The organism is Coriobacteriaceae bacterium (assembly GCA_025993015.1).
GTDB lineage: Bacteria > Actinomycetota > Coriobacteriia > Coriobacteriales > Coriobacteriaceae > Collinsella.
Genome location: DAJPFV010000001.1, coordinates 677,827 through 695,089 on the forward strand (window position 1 = coordinate 677,827; position 17,263 = coordinate 695,089).

General features: G+C 59.7%; 13 protein-coding genes. 1 reads left to right on the forward strand and 12 read right to left on the reverse strand.

Annotated elements, in window-relative coordinates:
* Nucleotides 1-181: 181 nt before the first annotated feature.
* From OIL77_02945 to OIL77_03000, 12 genes are all read right to left on the reverse strand, one after another.
* Nucleotides 182-1,666, reverse strand: coding sequence for an altronate dehydratase family protein (locus OIL77_02945; protein ID HJI44380.1), 1,485 nt, complete (start codon nt 1,664-1,666; stop codon nt 182-184).
* Between the two features lie 81 nt (nt 1,667-1,747).
* A complete protein-coding gene (locus OIL77_02950) occupies nt 1,748-3,262 on the reverse strand; it encodes a tagaturonate reductase (GenBank protein ID HJI44381.1) in 1,515 nt (504 codons plus the stop codon).
* 96 nt (nt 3,263-3,358) lie between these two features.
* On the reverse strand, nt 3,359-4,786 hold the full coding sequence (gene uxaC / locus OIL77_02955) for a glucuronate isomerase (protein HJI44382.1): 1,428 nt from the start codon (nt 4,784-4,786) through the stop codon (nt 3,359-3,361).
* Nucleotides 4,787-5,245: 459 nt separating this feature from the next.
* Nucleotides 5,246-6,325: a substrate-binding domain-containing protein gene (locus OIL77_02960; GenBank protein HJI44383.1), complete on the reverse strand. Its 1,080-nt coding sequence runs from the start codon at nt 6,323-6,325 to the stop codon at nt 5,246-5,248.
* Between the two features lie 143 nt (nt 6,326-6,468).
* Complete coding sequence (locus OIL77_02965) at nt 6,469-6,669, reverse strand: hypothetical protein (protein HJI44384.1); 201 nt, start codon at nt 6,667-6,669, stop codon at nt 6,469-6,471.
* Nucleotides 6,670-6,844: 175 nt separating this feature from the next.
* On the reverse strand, nt 6,845-9,172 hold the full coding sequence (locus OIL77_02970) for a ferrous iron transporter B (GenBank protein ID HJI44385.1): 2,328 nt from the start codon (nt 9,170-9,172) through the stop codon (nt 6,845-6,847).
* 123 nt (nt 9,173-9,295) lie between these two features.
* On the reverse strand, nt 9,296-9,517 hold the full coding sequence (locus OIL77_02975; protein HJI44386.1) for a ferrous iron transport protein A: 222 nt from the start codon (nt 9,515-9,517) through the stop codon (nt 9,296-9,298).
* Between the two features lie 39 nt (nt 9,518-9,556).
* Nucleotides 9,557-9,799, reverse strand: a complete 243-nt coding sequence (locus OIL77_02980; GenBank protein ID HJI44387.1) for a ferrous iron transport protein A — start codon at nt 9,797-9,799, stop codon at nt 9,557-9,559.
* A gap of 188 nt (nt 9,800-9,987) precedes the next feature.
* Nucleotides 9,988-10,236, reverse strand: a complete 249-nt coding sequence (locus OIL77_02985) for an HPr family phosphocarrier protein (GenBank protein ID HJI44388.1) — start codon at nt 10,234-10,236, stop codon at nt 9,988-9,990.
* A gap of 420 nt (nt 10,237-10,656) precedes the next feature.
* Complete coding sequence (locus tag OIL77_02990; protein ID HJI44389.1) at nt 10,657-12,120, reverse strand: amino acid permease; 1,464 nt, start codon at nt 12,118-12,120, stop codon at nt 10,657-10,659.
* A gap of 153 nt (nt 12,121-12,273) precedes the next feature.
* Nucleotides 12,274-12,729: a hypothetical protein gene (locus OIL77_02995; GenBank protein ID HJI44390.1), complete on the reverse strand. Its 456-nt coding sequence runs from the start codon at nt 12,727-12,729 to the stop codon at nt 12,274-12,276.
* Nucleotides 12,730-12,732: 3 nt separating this feature from the next.
* Nucleotides 12,733-15,741 carry a DUF4981 domain-containing protein gene (locus OIL77_03000; protein ID HJI44391.1) on the reverse strand — a complete coding sequence of 1,003 codons (3,009 nt, stop codon included), beginning with the start codon at nt 15,739-15,741 and terminating at the stop codon, nt 12,733-12,735.
* Between the two features lie 331 nt (nt 15,742-16,072).
* Between OIL77_03000 and OIL77_03005 the strand changes: the two genes are divergently transcribed.
* Nucleotides 16,073-17,089 carry a LacI family transcriptional regulator gene (locus OIL77_03005; GenBank protein HJI44392.1) on the forward strand — a complete coding sequence of 339 codons (1,017 nt, stop codon included), beginning with the start codon at nt 16,073-16,075 and terminating at the stop codon, nt 17,087-17,089.
* Nucleotides 17,090-17,263 lie beyond the last annotated feature (174 nt).

The window sequence follows — 17,263 nt, forward strand, 5'->3', positions numbered from 1 at the left end:
CACAATTGAGATCCTCACACCTATTTTCTGCTGGTAAGGGTGCCATGCTGGACAGCCATAAGATAGGTGAACGTTTATCAGATTTTCCAACATATTCACTTAACCACGAAACGAAAAAGCCCCGCCGGGAACACTCCCGACGGGGCCGATGACATCGCGCTATGCTTGGGCGCACTTGCCGCTACAAGCAGACGCCGTCCTTCCAGATACTGATCTCGTGACAGCCGCGACGCTCGGCGCTGGTAAGCTTGCCGCTCGCCGTGTCCAGCACCAGCTGATACAGATCGCCGGCAGCCTCATCGAGCGTACGCTCGCCGGTGGCGACCACGCCGGCGTTAAAGTCCATCCAGTTGGCTTTGTGGTCACACAGGCGCTGGTTGGTGAATACCTTGAGGGTGGGCGCCGGTGCGCCAAACGGCGTACCGCGACCGGTGGAGAACAGGATCACATGGCAACCGGCAGCAGTGAGTGCCGTGGTTGACACCATGTCGTTGCCGGGGCCGCAGAGCATGTTCAGGCCATGCTTGGTGACCTGGCCGGCGTACGGCAGCACGTCGACGATGGGCGCGGAGCCGCCCTTTTGCACACAGCCGCAGCTCTTGTCCTCGAGCGTGGTAATGCCACCGTCCTTGTTGCCGGGACTCGGGTTTTCGTAGACGACCTCGCCGTGGCTGATAAAGTAGTCCTTAAAGCCATTGAGCATGTCGGAAGCGGCGTTAAAGACCTGCTCGTTCTCACAGCGATCGAGCAGGATACTCTCGGCGCCAAACATCTCGGGCACCTCGGTAAGCACCGACGTGCCGCCGCGGGCGACAACCATATCGCTCACGCGACCGATCGTGGGGTTGGCGGTAATACCCGAAAGACCGTCAGAGCCGCCGCACTTAAGTCCAATAACCAGCTCGGAGGCCGGAATGGGCTCGCGCTTGGCCTGCTTGGCGAGGTCTGCCAGCTCGGCCAGAATCTTGTGGCCCTCGATCTGCTCGTCGGATACATCCTGGCAGGTGAGGAAGCGGACGCGCTCGTGGTCGAAGTCACCGAGCTCATCGAGTACCTGCTGGTGCGTACAGTTCTCGCAACCGAGCGACAGGAACAACACGCCGGCCGCATTAGGATGACGCGAGAGCGCCACCAGCAGACGACGCGTCTGGGCATGGTCGGCGCCGGTCTGCGAGCAGCCAAAGGGATGCGGGAAGTAGTAGGCGCCCTCCAGCGAGCCATCGACCAGATCCTGGGCCTGCTCACACATGGCACGGGCGACTTCGTTGACACAGCCGACCGTGGGGATGATCCACAGCTCATTACGCGTCGCGGCACGACCGTCGGCGCGGCGGAACCCCATAAAGGTCTCGGGCTCAACGGGATCCACGACCGGATGTGTGGGGTTGTAGGTGTACTCGACCTCGCCCGAAAGGTTGGTCTTGACATTATGTGTATGAAGCCACTGACCGGGCTGGACATCGCCCGTCACATGGCCGATAGGAAGGCCGTACTTGATGACGTCCTCCCCCGCGGCAATCGAGCGCACGGCCATCTTATGACCCTGCGGAATATCCTCCGCGGCCACGACCTCGCCCACCCCGGGAACCGCGACGGCGGTGCCCTTGGCAAGCGGCAACAGCGCGACGATCACGTTGTCGGCCGGATTGATCTGGATAGTGTTCATTACAAATGGTCCTAACCCTACAGGTTGAGCAGAAGTCGAAGCGCGGGCATGCCGTCCCGCGCCCGCGTCTGCGCCGGAAATTTACGACTGAGCGTTGGCGAAGGCCTGCTTGGCGCCCTCGGCACGCACGACGGCGAGCGCGCTGACGACAAACTCCTCAAGACCTGCGATCTGCGTAAGGTCCTCGCCCCACATCTGCTCGTTGGTGAGCACGTCGTGCACCAGTTGGGCATCGTCGGCGCCGGCATGGGCAGCGTAGAAATCGAGTACGAAGGCATCGTCCTGAGCGGTGTACTCGGTGCCGTCGGAGCGACGCAGGTGCAGGCCGTCGCCCTCGCGGGACACGAGCTCCTGCGTGTAGAAGGAGATGAGCGTAGCGAGGCTCGTCGCCAGGCACTTGGGCAGGTTGCCGGTCTCGGCAACGTAGTCCTTGAGCGTGGGCAGGTCGCGAGCGCGCCACTTAGCCGTGGAGTTGAGGCAGATGGAGAGCAGCGCATGATCAATAAACGGGTTGTCGAAGCGGTTTTCGACGGCGGCGGCAAAGGCCTTGCAGTCCTCGACATCCAAGTCGGCGGCAAGCGTCGGAATGACCTCGTCGTAGAGCATGGTGTTCATAAAGCCGCGAATGGTCTCGTCATGCATGCAGTCGCGCACGATATCAAAGCCGGCAACCCAAGAGCCCGGAACAAAGGCGGTATGGGCACCGTTGAGGATGCGGACTTTGCGCTTCTTGTACGGGGTGACGTCGGGAGTCACAAAGACACCCGGCAGACCGGCCTTCACGAAGGGCAGACGCTCCTTGAGCGATTCGTCACCCTGGATGCCCCACATCTGGAAGGGCTCACGCACGGCCAAGAATGGATCCTCATAGCCCAAGCGCTCGGCCACGGCAGCGGCCTCCTTGGGGTCCCGGATGCGGCCGGGGACGATAGTGTCGACGAGCGTGGTGCAGACGGTGCAGTCGTTGGCCATCCACTGCGCAAACTCGTCCTCCCAGCCCCAGTCGCTCACGTACTGGTTCATGATGCGCAGCAGCTCCTCACCGTTGTGATCGATGAGCTCGCAGGCGAGCACGATGACGCCCGGCTTGCCGGCGGCCCAGCGGGCGTGAAGGACCTGGGCAAGCTTGGCAGGGAAGCTCGCGGGCGGCATGTCGTCGGCCTTGCAGGACGGGTCGTAGGCGATACCGGCCTCGGTGGTGTTGGAGACGATGATCTCCAGGCTGTCGGAGACGGCGACCTCCATCATGGCGCGATAGTCGTCCTCGCGATACGGGTTGAGGCAGCGGCTGCAGGCGCTGATCACGCGGGACTCGTCAACCGTATTGCCGTTCTCCTTGCCGCGCACCAGCACGGTGTACAGGTCGTCCTGAGCATTGATGCCATCGGCAAAGCCAAAGGCGCCGCTGATGGGCTGCACCATGACAACCTTGCCGTTCCAGCCGGTGGCCTCGTTGCCCATGTCAAAGAAACGGTCGACGAAGGCGCGCAGGAAATTGCCCTCGCCAAACTGTAGAACCTTCTCGGGAGCGTCCTTGGGCAGCAGATAGCCCTTGTAACCGATCTTCTCGAGCGCATCGTAGCTGATGTTCTCCATCTGTGTCTCTCCTTAGATAGCTGTTAGCGTGCAGGCAAAACGGGGGCGCCGTGTGTGGCAACGGCGCTCCCGTGTTCGATGTGATTCGATGCAGGCTTATGCCTCGACGGTATCCAGATCAAAGCCAAAGTAGCGGACCGCGTTGTTGTAGCTGATGTCGCGCACGATGGTGCCCAGCAGCTCCATGTCGGCCGGATACTTGCCCTGCTCAACCCACTCGCCGATCACGCTGCACAGCACGCGACGGAAGTACTCGTGACGCGGGTAGGACAGGAAGGAGCGGGAGTCGGTAAGCATGCCCACAAAGTTGCCCAGCACGCCCTCGTTTGCCAGGGCCGTGAGCTGCTCGCGCATACCGACCTCGTTGTCGTTGAACCACCAGGCAGAACCGTTCTGGATCTTACCGGCGGTCGGAGCCTCCTGGAAGCAGCCCATCACGGTATCGATCATGGTGTTATCGATGGGGTTCAGGCTGTACAGGATGGTCTTGGGCAAGCCGCAGGTCTCCTGAATGGAGTTGAGGAAATCGGCAAGCTGGTCGGACGGCGTGTAGTTGGAGATGCAATCGTAGCCGGTATCGGGGCCGAGCTTGGCAAACATGGCGCGGTTGTTGTCGCGCTTGCAGCCAAAGTGCAGCTGCATGGCCCAGCCCAGACGGACATACTCGCCGGCAACGAACTGCATAAAGGCAGTCTTGTACTTGAGGATCTCTTCCTCGGTAAGCGGCTCAGCAGCCAGACCCTTGGCAAAGATGGCCTCGATCTCATCGGCGGTAGCCGGGACGTACATAACGTAGTCAAGTGCGTGGTCGGAGGCGCGGCAGCCCAGCTCGTGAGCAACGTCGTAGCGCTTGGAGATGGCAGACTTCATGCCCTCGAAGTCGCTGACCTCAACGCCGGCAACCTCGGAGAGGTGCTTGCAGTAGTCGGCAAACTCCTGACCGCGCTCGATACGCAGAGCGGCGTCGGGACGCATGGCGGGAACGACCTGAACGTCAAAACTGTCATCGGCAGCAATCTTCTTGTGCCACTCAAAGCTGTCGGCAGGGTCGTCGGTAGTGCAGATCATGCGGACGTTGGACTGCTTGATTAGGTTGCGGCAGGTAAAGCTGGCCTCGGCGAGCTTGGCGTTGGCAAGGTCCCAGACCTCCTGGGCGGTCTTGCCGTTGAGGACGCCCTCGTAGCCAAAGTAGCGCTTAAGCTCCAGGTGGCTCCACTCAAAGACGGGGTTGCCAACGCAGCGACCCAGGGTCTCGGCCCACTTTTGGAACTTCTCGCGAGCAGGGGCATCGCCAGTGATAAAACGCTCGTCGACGCCGTTGGCGCGCATCAGGCGCCACTTGTAGTGGTCGCCGCCCAGCCAAACCTCGGTGATGTTCTCGAAACGCTTGTCCTCCCAGATCTCCTTGGGGGAAATGTGGCAGTGGTAGTCGACGATGGGCATGCCCTTGGCAAAGTTGTGGAACAGCTCCTCGCCGGTCTTGGTGCTCAGCAGGAAATCCTGATCGTCCATAAAGTTTTTCATCAAACAGCCCCTTTGCTGGCAAGGCGGGCGCACGGCGCGCTCGTTATCCTTTAGGTGAACGTTCACTATACTAATCCATTGCAACTCAAAAGGTGAACGTTCACCTAACCACCATGGGGTGAACGGTAGGTTTTGCCCGTTCAACGGTTGCCGGAGCTGTGACTTGCATGTATTGCGGACCGGTTGGCGTCCCCGAACACCGAACTTGAGCGCTTTTGCTCAGGTGGGTCATGTTCCGACGTGCATTTTTGGGAGTATTCAGCATCGAAGCGCGCCGCGCGCCGTCCTCGGCGCCCCGTTTGGTGCGCATATTGCGTCCGATCGGCATAAAAAGTGCCGCCGACGGCGAAATACGCCACCGGCGGCACTTAAAACAGTCGTTCTGCGCCTCATTCAGGGCATGCCAATGCTGAATACTCCCAAAATGCACGTCGCAAGAGGGGGTACCTGCCCGATCGACTAAATTCCCGCAAGTTCGCAGTAGCGATCGACATTGCTGGCAAATACCATCTCGACGGCGCCCTTCTGGACGGGCACCGTCGGGGTCCTTCCCCACAGCAGATAATCGCCCAGCGTCTTAGCGCCGCGATACGCCAGGCTCGTCGGGTCCTTATAGACAATATTGGTAAAGATACCGCGGCGCAAGGCCAGGGCGCTTTCGGGAAACAGGTCGTTGCCGATCACCATAACCTGACCGGCCTTGCCGCTCGAGACAAGCGCATCGGCAACCACTTCGGAACCAACGGCAAAAACGCTACAAATGAGCTCAGGGGCGTCCGGCGCACTCAAGCGCTTTTCGAGCTCATGCTTGAGCTGTTTGACTTGCGCATGGGCACCGGCAAGGTCCTCGACCTGCCATGGAATATCTCGTTCGCGCAGGTAATTGTGGAAGGCACGGGCGGTTAGATAGTGTGAATCGGTATAGGGGTCGCCCGCTAGCAGGAGCACGCGGGCATCGACACCAGCGGCGTGAACCAAGTTGACCGCCTGCTCGGCCATCAGGCTGCCCGCCGTTGAATAATCAGCCAGACTGGCGCCCAGACGGTCGAGGTGCGGACGGTCGCCGTCGACGAGCTCGATCGTCACGCCCGCCTCGGCAATCTGCCCCAAAAGCTCAGTTGCACGATCGTCGCCCGGCGCATAGGCGAGCAAGCCATCGATCTTCTCGCCCACCTGCAAACGCTCGTCGATTTGCTCGAGCGCATCAGCGTAGCCGCCCACGCCAAATTCAACACGCTCAACCGTAATGCCCTGGTCGATGACCTCCTGTTCAAAGCGATTGCAGCCTTCCCACAGGTAACGGAAAAAGTACGCTCCCTCGCGCGATGCGCGGGGCAGGCAAAACACCAGATTGATGTCCTTGCGGCGCAGGCTTGAGGCACTTGTGTTGCGGTGATAGCCCATGGCCTCGGCCTTGGCGTTCACCTTGGCGCGCACGGATTCGCTCACGCCGGCCTTTCCCGTCAGGGCCTTGTGCACGGTATTGATGGAAACGCCAAGCTCGGCGGCTATGTCCTTCATGGTTACACGAGCGCTCATGGGATTACTCCGTTATAGATAAGTTGCCAATTTACAGTTCAGTTAACGATACCCAAAAATACTCTTCAACTCGCCGCGCTCGCGCCCAAATGCGCAAAGCGCCCCGCGAACGGATGCTCGCGAGGCGCTTGGATGTCTAGACCTTATTTGATACCGCGGCCCAAGTCTTCGGCGATTTTGTCCACGCCCTTAAGTGCGGCGCACGTCTTTTTGTTGGAGCAATGCCCCGTGCAAACGCCACCCTGAGCGCAGTCGGCGCAGGTGCCCTTGCGGTAGATGCGCACGCATACCGCGACAAACGCAATACCAATAACAGCCAGTACAACAATATCGATAGGTGCCATAGCAAGCCTCCTCTAGTTAACCACCACTTACTTTACCCCATTCTCCACCTACCAAAAAGGGACAGGTTTGTTTTGGTCGGTTTTATCTGCGGAAACGCCACATCTCTCCCACCAAAAAGCCCGAGTGTCGCTGGGACACCCGGGCTCGTGGAAAGGGGTTAATCCTTATTCGGACTTAAGCGGAAACTGCGGCGGAAGCAGTGTTGGTCTCGTCCTCATCGGTCCATGCATGCTTGGGCATGGGTCGGAAAATCTGGAAGAGCATCGCAACCAGCAGCACAATGGCCACAACCGTCCAGATACCAAACTGCCCAAGGACAAGCAGGTTGTAGAACTGGTTGATGAACAGGCCAATCACCCAAGCGAAGGCGCACTCGTAGCCGATGGCAATCGCGGTCCACTTGCCAGAGTCCATCTGGTTGCGGATGGTGCCAATGGCGGCAAAGCACGGAGCGCACAGCAGGTTGAAAGCGCCAAAGGCAACGCAAGCGCCCATGGTCGGGAACATGCCGGCAAACGCGGTCCACAGGCTCGGATCGGTCTCGGCGGCATCGGCAACGGACAGCAGCGAGCCGGCGGTGGCGACGACGTTCTCCTTGGCGACAAGACCCGAGACGGACAGTGCTGTTGCCTGCCAGGTGCTAAAGCCGAGCGGGGCGAAGATCCAAGCGACCAGGTTGCCGAGCATGGCAAGCACGGAGTAGTCCATGAACTCCTCGGGGATGCCGTCCATCGCAGGCAGGAAGCCAAAGGAACCGTTGTAGCTACCAAAGTTGGACAGGAACCAAACCACGACGGTGGACGCGAAGATGACCGTGCCGGCCTTCTTGATAAAGGCCCAGCAGCGCTCCCACACGTGCAGCGCCCAAGAGCGGATCGCCGGGAAGTGGTAGGCAGGAAGCTCCATAACAAACGGCGTCGGGCGGCCGGCGAAGAGCTTGGTCTTCTTGAGCATGAGGCCCGAGGCGATGACGGCAAAGACGCCCAGGAAGTAGAAAAGCGGGCTGATCCACGCGGCGGTGGTAGAAGAATCGCCGATGATGGAACCCATGAGCAGGGCGATGATCGGCAGCTTGGCGCCACAGGGAATAAACGTGGTGGTCATGACCGTCATGCGGCGGTCCTTCTCGTTCTCGATGGTCTTGGTGGCCATGACGCCGGGGACGCCGCAGCCCGAGGACACGAGCATGGGGATGAACGACTTACCGGACAGGCCAAAGCGGCGGAACACGCGGTCCATGATGAAGGCGACGCGGGCCATATAGCCGCAGTCCTCCAGGAAGGACAGCATCACAAAGAGCAGGAACATCTGCGGCACAAAGCCGAAGATGGCGCCCAGGCCGCCAACGATACCGTCGCAGACCAGCGAATCGACCAGGCCGCCGTCCTCGGTGCCACCCGCCACGAGGGCATCGTGCACCATGGTGGTGATACCCGGGACATAGGGACCGTACTGTGCCGGGTCGACCGAGTCGGCGTCGTCACCCGCGGCCTCGACAGCCGCGTCGTAAGCGTCGCGGCCCTGACCGAGCACGTACCAGCCGTCGGTGCCGAAGAGCTGGTCGTTGGTGAAGTCCGTCACCGTGCCACCCAAGGTGGAAACGGCGATGTAGTACACGCAGAACATGATGACGACAAAAATCGGCAGGCCCAGGATACGGTTGGTAACCACGCGGTCGATCTTCTCGGAGGTGCTCATCTTTGCCGGAGCCTTGGTGAGGCACTCGTCAATGATGTGGGCAATCACGCCGTAACGCTCGCCGGTGATGATGGACTCGGCGTCGTCGTCGCAGTCCTGCTCGCACTGGGCGACCAGCTGCTCCACGCGAGCGGCCTTCTCCTTGGTGAGGTTGATGAGCTTGCAGGCGTCCGCGTCGCGCTCAAACAGCTTGACAGCGTAGTAGCGGCGCTTGTTGGCGGGAACGCTCGCCGGCAGGTTGTTCTCGATGTGGTCCAGAACGTCCTCGATGGAAGAGTCGAACTTGTGCTCCGGCACCTGGCCCTTAGAAGCAGCGGACTTCTTAACCTGCTCGAAGAGCTCCGTGATGCCCTTGTTCTTAAGAGCGGAGATCATCATAACCGGGCAGCCGAGCTTCTTGGAAAGCTTGTCGGTGTCGATCTTGTCGCCGTTCTTCTCGACCAAGTCGGCCATGTTGAGGGCAACGACCACGGGCAGGCCGGTCTCGATGACCTGAAGCGCCAGATACAGGTTGCGCTCGAGGTTGGTGGCGTCGACAACCTGGACGACAACATCGGGCTCGCCGCTCATGAGGTAATCGCGCGAGCATTGCTCCTCGGGGCTGTAGGGGGAAAGCGAGTAGATGCCAGGGAGGTCCGTGATGGTAACGTTCTTGTCGCTTAGGAGCTTGGCCTCCTTTTTCTCAACCGTGACGCCGGGCCAGTTGCCAACGTAGCCGTTGGCGCCGGTGATCAGGTTGAAAAGCGTGGTCTTGCCGCAGTTGGGGTTACCCGCCAGCGCGACATGGATCTGAGAATCCGCCATTCAATCCTTCTTCCTTGTTTGCCCGCGCTGCTTTCTCCGCGCAGGCTGGATAATGTGCTTTAAAGTTGCTGCATTAAGTTAGAAAAACCTAACTTTATCTGCAGAAATATACGTCGCAAGCCCTTACTGGACCTCGACGACGGCCGCCTCCTCCTTGCGGATGGAAAGCTCGTAGCCGCGTACGTTGATCTCGACCGGATCACCGAGCGGCGCGACCTTCACGACCTTGAACGAAGTGCCCTTGATGAGCCCCAAGTCCATAAGGTGGCGGCGAAGCGCACCCTCACCGTGAAGCTTGACGATGGTGGAGCTCTCGCCCACCTTAACGTCACCCAACGTCTTCATCCTCTTGTCCCCCTTTCGGTTTTTATGAAATGCTGCAGACTAACCGACGGTCATGATGTGCATGGCAACCTTGGAATCGATGCCAAAGCGTGCGCCCAGCACCGTGACGATGATATTGGCACCACTCGAGCTCACCACGTGGATTTCGTTGCCCTCGACAAAGCCGAGGTCCTTGAGGTGGTGCTTCATGTCCTCATTGCCCTTTACACGAGACACGCGCACGGTTTCGCCCGCTTTTACCATCGAAAGCGGCATGGCCGGCATCTGCGGTCCGCAAGACATGAGTTGCTCCTAACGTCAGTTCGTCCTCAACATCGACGCGTAAAAAGTTAACCACGTCTATGTTCGCTATAGTAAACTAGCACGTGGTTAACTTTTTGGAAAGGGTCCCCATTCAGATTTCGAAAAAGTTTCCTATACGAAACAAAAAGGCGCGGCAAAGGACCATCCTTTACCGCGCCCTATCATGCTTAGAGCGAGAGATTTCTGATCGATGTGACACAGGAGGCCTCATCCACGCCCGAAACGCGGAACACGACGTCTTCGCCACATTCACCGCAGAGTGCCATGAGCCCTATAACGTCGCGGCCATCCGTGTGGCGATCGCCGATACTGACTGACACGTCGCTACGATGCTTGGCAATGATGTCATAGAGCAGCGCAACCGGGCGGGCATGCAATCCCAACGGATCTTTAATCGTCTTCGTAAATTCGACCATGTCCCCTCCCACGACATCGCACATTCGGCCGGCGACCCAGCCACGTGGTAGCTATTGTAGCGTTAGATGCTTGTCGAGAGCTCCTCTGAACACCTCGTGGGCAAAAAGTGGCAAATATGAGTACTGCCACCAATTTAGTAGCAGCAAAATCGAGAGCAAATTGCTTGCTTTAAGCGATTCGAAGAGGTTGAAAGCCGTCAAACGCCCTTTAAAGGGGGTTAGATAAATTGATTGTGAGCCCATTTTTGCTCAGAACAGGCCGAAAAATATGACACCTCTTTTGCAACAGTACTCATATTTGGCATTTTTTGCCCAAAGGGTCCAAAACCATGCCCCAAAACACAAAAGGAGGGGCCTCGTAAGGCCCCTCCTTAGGAAGGGGAATCGTTTTATTCCACAGCCGCAGATTAATCCTAGCCGCTACTCCATCATGTCGAGGACGGAGGGGCGCAGCTCGCTCTCGGCGGCCTCGGGATCGGTCTCGCGCAGACGGTTGATATAGCGGTTGTACCACATCACGGCAAGGCCCAGGAAGACAACCACGCCGCCAACGTTGTAGACCAGCGTCAGCCACAGCGGCTGATCGAGCGGAATGGTGCCGCAGATAAGCACGAAGCAGAAGACCACAAGCAGGAATACGGCAACGACCAGGCCAAAGCTGCGCGAGCCCATGCGGAAGCCACGGGGAGCAGCATCGAAGTTCTTGCGCAGCATAAAGTAGGCAAGCAGAATCAGCAGCGGCGGGAGCAGAGCGGTGGCAGCCGTCATGTTGGTGACGATCATGAGCAGGTCGTCGAGGTTACCAGAGCCCAGGGCCGGGATGATCAGGATGGGGACGACGATGGCGAACTGCAGCCAGGCAGCGCGGGCAGGAATGCCGTGCTCGTTGAGCTCGACGATCTTGCTACCAAAGACGCCCTTGGGGATCTCGGTGAAGAAGACCTTGATGGGAGCGGAGGTCCACATCATGAGGGAACCCAGCGTAGCGGCGAGAAGGATCAAGCCGATGACGCGCGTGGACACTTCCATAGGAATGCCAAAGTGGGCAAAGACAGCGCCGAACACGTCGAAGATGCCGGTGGAGATGGCAACGCCGCCCTCGGGAATGAACAGGTTGACCAGCAGCGAAGCGCCTGCATACAGAAGGCCGATGGTCAGGCCGGCGATAACGACGGTGCGCACGAAGGCCTTGACGCCACCCTTAAGGTCGTTAAGGAACACGCCGACAGACTCAGCGCCGCCAACGCCCTGGATGATCCAGGCAAGCGTACCGAAGAAGCCCCACATAGTGGCGAAGTTGCTCATGTCGGGAGCCATGTTGGCGGGCGTGGGAGCCGTAGCGAACTCAACGCCGCCAAAGGCAGCAGCCAGGGACAGCAGGATGAACACGGCAGTCAGGCCGAGAGCCGCGGTCGAACCGAAGGAGGAAATAGAGCCGATCCACTTAGCGCCCTTGGTCGAAACCCACGTGGCGATAGCAAAGACGACGATCTCGATAATGGTGATCCACAGCTGCGAAAGCTCGGCATTGGCACCAAAGAACACGTAGCTCGCGTAGATGATGACGTTGGGCAGGACGGACGCAAAGTAGAACAGGTTGACGAACCAGTAGCTAAACGCCGTCAGGAACGCCCAGCGGCCGCCCATCGAGGTCTTGACCCAGGCGTACACGCCCGACTCGGAGTCCTTGTTGAGGCCGACAAACTCGGCGGTAACCAGGGTATAGGGGACAAAGTACAAAAGCGTGGCGAAGAAGAACGACGGCGCGGCTGCCAAGCCGATAGCCGCGTTGTTGTTGATGATGTTCTTGATACCGAACACGGCGGCGACCGTCATGCCCAGCAGAGCGAACGAACCAATCGTTCCTCGTTTTTCAGAGCTCATAAGCCCTCCCAATCATCTATTAAATGTCATCTAAACCCGTCCGAGCTGCAAGTGCAAACACGGACGGCGCACCTGCTAAGGGGAATGGGGAAAAGGGAGTCAACAAAGCCATCCCCCTTAACGGCGCGAAGCAAACGTCCAGGCGGACGAATACTACTTGTTGGGGAAGGAATATCCTTCAACCGTCACGTGCAGTACCACGACGCGGGGATCCGCGGCATCAGCCACGACACGGTAGGCCTCGTCGATCTCGACGACAGCAACGCCGCCGGCGGGAATCGTCACAGTCTCCCCCGCACCCTCAAAGCGCTCGCGATCATCGATATCGCTGTAGGCGCGGGTGCAGGTGAGGCCTGCCTTGGGAGCAACCTCGACAGTCAGGTCGCCGTCGAGCGGGGCGAGCACGGCATGATAGCGACGGTGACCGACCAGATCGGCGGTAGCGGCCTCGTGGGCGTTCACCCACCAATACACCAACGAGTCGCCGATGGAGTACGCCACATCGTGCTGCAGTTCAGAAACGCCGTCGAGCGCCTGGCCGGTACGCATCCACTTCTTGACGGACTTCATCTGAGCATCGAAGTCGGCACGCGAGTTAAAGACATGCATGGCTTATGCCTCCTTAATGGGTGCCAGCGCCTGAGCCAGATCGGCAGACGTCAGCGGTCGCAGGGACACCTCAAAGCTGAAGCTCTCAAAACGGGTGCGGTAGGAATCGAGCACCTCGGAACCCCAAGAGTTCGAACCAAGGCCGAGCAGCTGGTCGTTGATGTTGACCGTAACCGTGTCGCCCGGGACAAGATCGTAGACGTGCTTAGCGTTATCGATAGCCTCGCAGCTATAGGGCCATGCGGAGAACGAGAACGGATTGGAAGCGGCGTCGCTCGGACGCGTCACGACCAGACCGTCACCGTGGCTGGAGCGCAGGGCGACCCAGCGGGTACCCTCGCGGTTGGCGCAGTCCTGGGGCATAACGTAGGGCGTGAACATGTCGTCGACCGTAGTGCGGTAATGACCGACCGGGTTGGCGCGCAGCGAGTCCGGATAGTTCTCGCCCGGGCCGTGGCCATACCACTCGACGGCACGATCACAACCGGGGACCTCGAAGGAGATGCCGATGCGCGGGATAATGTCCGAATAGTCGCCGTAGGGCTCGCCGGAAACCTTGAGGTCGACGCGGCCACTCGGAAGCACGGTATAGACGAGCTCGACGCGCATGCCGAACGCGCGGACGGGAGGAGCGATACGCTGGCTCACGGTAACGACAACCGCATTGTCGTCCTGCTTCCAAGAAACATTGCGGGTAGACGTCTGCATCACATCGATGAAGTTATCCTTCCACAGGGAGTCGTACTCCTGGGCGTGGTTATCGACGAGCGGATGCCAAAAACCAACCTGGGGACCGGAGGTCATGACGTCGCGACCGGATGCCTTCCACTCGCTCACGGTACCGTTGACCTTGCTGAAGGTCAGCTCGCCGTTGAGGGAGCGAATACGAATCTCCTGCTCGGTCTCCTCGACCGTAAGCTCAGGACGAGTGGGGGCGGCAATTGCCGGCGCCGGATGGTTTGCGATGGCAAACTGGCTTGCACCCAGTTGGAACATCGGCTCGCACCAGGCGTGAGCCGCCATGGTGTAGGCGTGCACGGTCAGCAGGGTCTCGCCCACTGCGGCCTCGCGAATCACCAGCGGAAGCTGGACGGACTCGCCGGGGGCAACCGCACCGGGCATGAGCGTCTTGCGGCAGACCACGTCGCCGTCCACCAGGGTCTCCGCCGACAGGCAGACATCCTCGAGGGTGGTAAACCAACGCTTGTTGGTGACGGTCAGCTCGCCCGCCTCGGCATCGTAGGCCATGCGAACCGGGCAGATGACCTGGCCGTACTCGGTAAGGCCCGGGCTCGGCTGCTGCCAGGGGAACACCATGCCGTCGATGCAGAAGTTGCTGTTGTTGGGGTAATCGCCGTTGTCGCCGCCATACATGTCGTAGGCAACGCCGTCCTCGGTCACAGCAGCCAAACCGTGGTCGCACCATTCCCAAATAAACTGGCCTTGGATGCAATCCCAGCGATCGAAGACCTCCTGGTACTCGGACAGGCCTCCGGGACCATTACCCATGGAGTGGCCGTACTCGCAGTTGATGCGCGGCTTGGGGAACGGATGCTCGCCAAAGTCGTTCATCTGCGACACGCGGGAGTACATGGTGGAAATGACGTCGACGGTATCGGCGTTGCGATCCTCCTCGTAGTGGACCGGACGACCGTCGAGCTCGTGAGCTTTGGCGTACATCGCGCGGATGTTGCAGCCATAGCCGCTCTCGTTGCCCATCGACCACATGATGATGCACGCGTGGTTGCGTTCCTGCATCACCAGGCGCTCAACACGGTCAACGTAAGCCGGCTCCCAGGCAGGGTCGTCGGTGACCAGGGCGATATTGCCGATATTCTCGAAGCCGTGGCTCTCCATATCGGTCTCGGCGACCAGCATGATGCCGTACTCGTCGCACAGCTCGTAGAAGCGCGGATCGTTGGCGTAGTGGGACGTGCGCACCGCGTTGATGTTGTGCTGCTTCATGAGCTCCAGGTCGCGGCGCATGCGCTCGAGACCCACGGCGCGACCCTTGTGATCGTCGTGGTCGTGGCGGTTGACGCCATGCATCTTAAAGTAGGTGCCGTTAAGGTAGATATGATTGCCCTCGACCGTCACCTCGGCAAGGCCTTGGCGATGCGGAACGTACTCGCTGATCTCGCCGCCGTCGTAGACCTCAAGCGTAAGGTCATAGAGGAAGGGGTCCTCGGGGTTCCAGAAGTGGGCATCGGCAACGCTGCACTCGGCATGGCCGTCGACGCACTCGCCCGTAGCGACCACATTCTGGCCATCGCTGAGCGTATACACGACGCGACTTGCGCCCTCGGCAACCGTATCGAGCGTGATCAGAGCGGCATCGCCCTCGCGGTGCGTGCGGAACCTAAAGTCGACCAGATGCGCGGCGGGACGCTGCATGAGGTACACATCGCGGAAGATGCCCGATGCCCACCACATGTCCTGGTCCTCGATGTAGCTACCATCGCTGTACTGCAGAACCTTGACCGCAAACAGGTTGTCGCCCTCGACGAGCGCGTCGGTCACGTCAAACTCGGCGGACAGGCGCGAACCCTTGGTCATGCCGATAAACTTGCCGTTGACATACAGCTCGCCGTAGCTCTCGATACCGTCGAAGCGAATAATCTCGCGAGCGCCGGCAGGCACGGCGGGAAGTTTGACGATGCGCTGGTAGACGCCCGTAGGGTCGTCGGAGGGAACGAACGGCTGATCCACCGGGAACGGAAAACCCTCGTCGGTGTAGGCAAGGTTGCCATAGCCGTCTACCTGCCACAGGTGCGGAACCTCCACGTGATCCCACTCGGGCTTGTACGTGCAAAGTGCTTCGTTGGAGACGGCCGCGGGGCCCTCAAAAAGGCGGAACTGCCACGAGCCGGACAGCTGGACAAATCCGCGCGACAGCTCGCGGCTGTACGTAGCGGCGAGATCGGCGGTCTCATAACCCATAAAGTACGCATGGGGTGCCAGGCGGTTCCTGTGGGTGAGCGCTTGGTTTTCCCAATCGTTAATGGCGTCCATGGTGATGCTCCTTCGTCATCGTAGTGCTTCTTTGTGCAACCGGTTGTCCTTATCTTACGGGCGGTACAAAAATCTGTGCAACCGGTTGTACAACCATGCTACTTATGTCACCCTAAGCTTAGGTGCACAGCACGGGGCATCGTTCTTGAACTCACAGGCAACTGTCGCGCCTGCCTATGTCTCGCCCATACATGCCGTGCTCAGTCGCAGTTTGATTGCAAAACGACACCGGTCACCGGATACCATGGACGCCGTTCACGCGCGCTATAGTTATCTGTATCCGCATTAGCCTTTATCGATAGCCCACCGACCCAATTGCACAGGAGACGCCATGACCCAACCAGCACGCACCGCACCCACGCTTGCCGAGGTTGCTGAAGCTGCCGGTGTTTCGCGCTCCACGGCATCGCGTGCCCTCAACGACTCCCCCCGCATTAGCGAGGAAACTAAAAAGCGCGTCCGCGCGGCGGCGAAAAAGGTTAACTTCGTTCCCAACGCACGCGGCCGGGCGCTCGCCGTCGGACGCACGGAAATTATCGCCGTACTGGTTACCGAGCCTTTGAGCGAGCTGTTTAGCGATCCCACCTACAGTGAGTTTTTAAGCGGCATTACCGAGGAACTTTCGGAGTCGTCTTACTTGCCCGTGATCTTGCAGGCATCTTCCTCGCATGAGCGCAACCGCGCACGCGAGCATTTTGAGCGCCGCTCGTTTGACGCCGCCATCGACGTCTCGCCCTACAAGGGCAGTGAGCTGCTCGAGGTGCTGCGCGAGCTGGGCGTACCCACTGTGTTATGCGGCCAGCTCGAGGGCCATCCCTATCGCGACGTGTTCTCGACGGTCTACTCCGACGACGAAGAGGGCGGACGCTTTGCGGCGCTCGCTATGAAAGATCGCGGACGCAAGGACATCGTTGCCGTGCTGGGGCCGCAGGATAACCCCGCCGTCATCGACCGCCTTCGCGGCTACCGTGCAATTTTGGGCGAAAGCCTTCCGGATGAAAATGTCATCTATACCGGATGGAGCAGCGGAGACGGCTACCAAGCCACGCGGCGGTTGCTCGCGCGCGAAATACATGCCGACGGCGTGCTATGCGGATCGGACCGTATCGCAACCGGCGTTATCGCCGCATTCAACGAAGCAGGAATTAGCGTACCCAAAGACGTTTCGGTCGTGGGCTTCGATGACCACGAGGTCGCAGCTCGCAGCGTCCCCGCGTTGACGACCATTCGTCAGCCGCTTCGCGAGGAAGGCCGCATGGCCGCAGGCATTGCGCTCGATATGATCAATGGCGCCGTGCCCACCACCACCGTCATGCACATGCAGCTCGTTCAGAGAGACTCACTGTAGGAAACTGGGCCGGGCTTTCCGCTAGGCTGCTTTAGCGGAAAGCCCGACCCATTCCGAACGCCGATTCTGGGATGTACTTTCCGCCAGAAGCTCAACCGGAAAGTGCGACCCGTTATTTGGCTGGATTCTGGGTCGCAGTTTCCGCGACGCCCGGTCATCCCAAGCCCTCACAAT

Bases quoted from the DNA above. Each gene is read 5' to 3' on its own strand.
- OIL77_02985 (HJI44388.1), bottom strand. From the start codon at position 10,236: ATGGTCGAATTTACGAAGACGATTAAAGATCCGTTGGGATTGCATGCC.
- OIL77_02960 (HJI44383.1), bottom strand. From the start codon at position 6,325: ATGAGCGCTCGTGTAACCATGAAGGACATAGCCGCCGAGCTTGGCGTT.
- uxaC (HJI44382.1), bottom strand. From the start codon at position 4,786: ATGAAAAACTTTATGGACGATCAGGATTTCCTGCTGAGCACCAAGACC.
- OIL77_02975 (HJI44386.1), bottom strand. From the start codon at position 9,517: ATGAAGACGTTGGGTGACGTTAAGGTGGGCGAGAGCTCCACCATCGTC.
- OIL77_03005 (HJI44392.1), top strand. From the start codon at position 16,073: ATGACCCAACCAGCACGCACCGCACCCACGCTTGCCGAGGTTGCTGAA.
- OIL77_02950 (HJI44381.1), bottom strand. From the start codon at position 3,262: ATGGAGAACATCAGCTACGATGCGCTCGAGAAGATCGGTTACAAGGGC.
- OIL77_02995 (HJI44390.1), bottom strand. From the start codon at position 12,729: ATGCATGTCTTTAACTCGCGTGCCGACTTCGATGCTCAGATGAAGTCC.
- OIL77_03000 (HJI44391.1), bottom strand. From the start codon at position 15,741: ATGGACGCCATTAACGATTGGGAAAACCAAGCGCTCACCCACAGGAAC.
- OIL77_02945 (HJI44380.1), bottom strand. From the start codon at position 1,666: ATGAACACTATCCAGATCAATCCGGCCGACAACGTGATCGTCGCGCTG.
- OIL77_02990 (HJI44389.1), bottom strand. From the start codon at position 12,120: ATGAGCTCTGAAAAACGAGGAACGATTGGTTCGTTCGCTCTGCTGGGC.
- OIL77_02980 (HJI44387.1), bottom strand. From the start codon at position 9,799: ATGTCTTGCGGACCGCAGATGCCGGCCATGCCGCTTTCGATGGTAAAA.
- OIL77_02965 (HJI44384.1), bottom strand. From the start codon at position 6,669: ATGGCACCTATCGATATTGTTGTACTGGCTGTTATTGGTATTGCGTTT.
- OIL77_02970 (HJI44385.1), bottom strand. From the start codon at position 9,172: ATGGCGGATTCTCAGATCCATGTCGCGCTGGCGGGTAACCCCAACTGC.